This is a genomic window from Oleiphilus sp. HI0123, assembly GCF_001635315.1.
Genome location: NZ_LWGE01000269.1, coordinates 1 through 362, shown reverse-complemented (window position 1 = coordinate 362; position 362 = coordinate 1). Strand labels below are relative to the sequence as shown.

General features: G+C 50.0%; 1 protein-coding gene. It reads right to left on the bottom strand.

Annotation, left to right across the window (positions count from 1 at the left end; all coding sequences use genetic code 11):
• Window positions 1-362 (bottom strand): amidohydrolase family protein (locus tag A3761_RS02655; protein WP_156491530.1); only part of this gene is annotated, 362 nt, incomplete at both ends.

Sequence of the window (362 nt, the reverse complement as noted above, 5' to 3'; positions counted from 1 at the left end):
GGTTTGCCAGGTTCGGGTAATCACTTCCCCGACACGTCCCATCGCTTGGGAGTCGGAGGAAATCATACTGAAGGCACCGCGGTCATGGAAAATATCTTCGGCGGCAATCGTTTCTTTACGGATTCTTGAGTCAGCAAAGGCAACATCTTCAGGAATAGAACTATCTAAATGGTGACATACCATCAGCATATCCAGGTGCTCGTCAACCGTGTTACGCGTGTAAGGGCGTGTTGGGTTGGTAGATGAAGGCAATACATTCGGGTAAGCACAAGCACGAATGATATCAGGTGCGTGACCACCACCGGCACCCTCAGTGTGATACGTGTGGATCACGCGGTCTTTAAACGCACCAATGGTATCAT